The organism is Mesorhizobium sp. M1E.F.Ca.ET.063.01.1.1 (assembly GCF_003998155.1).
GTDB lineage: Bacteria > Pseudomonadota > Alphaproteobacteria > Rhizobiales > Rhizobiaceae > Mesorhizobium.
This window is the reverse complement of sequence record NZ_RZSC01001549.1, coordinates 1-496: the sequence shown is the minus strand read 5'-3', so window position 1 is coordinate 496 and position 496 is coordinate 1. Positions and strand designations below refer to the sequence as shown.

Below are 496 nucleotides of genomic sequence, written 5' to 3'. Positions count from 1 at the left end.
ACGGTGTAGGTGCAACAGGATTGTGACAGTACCGTGATACGGCGCGGCGGGCAATACTTCGTCGGCTGGCGAATGCCCTCAACCGGCTACCTTAACGAAGCAAAGCCAAGCGATCCAAGGGCGATTGGCGGGGCAAAAAAATCAGGCAGCGACCTGCGCCTCGACGGCGCTTACCAGAGCATCCGGATCGAGCGGCTTGGTAACGAAGCCGCTGGCGCCGTGCGCCAGCACCGTATGGCGGGTCTTTTCCTGGCTGTCCGCCGACAGCACCATGATCGGAACCGGCGGCACCGCCAGCGCCTCCTCGTGGCGGCGGATGGCGGCGATGGCATCCAGCCCGTCCATGACCGGCATGTGCAGGTCCATCAGCACAACATCGAAGCGATGCTTCAGGCCGGCATCGGTGACGGCCTCGACGGCGGCCTTGCCGTTGCCGACGACCTTGACGCGGTGCCCGGCCTTCAGAAGTGTGGCGCGGGCGAGCATGGCGTTGATG

The 496-nt window shown here is 64.7% G+C and carries 1 protein-coding gene; it reads right to left on the bottom strand.

Annotated elements, in window-relative coordinates:
* Positions 1-141: 141 nt before the first annotated feature.
* Positions 142-496: response regulator (locus EOA29_RS39720; RefSeq protein WP_145970174.1), on the bottom strand; the 355-nt coding region annotated here is incomplete at its 5' end.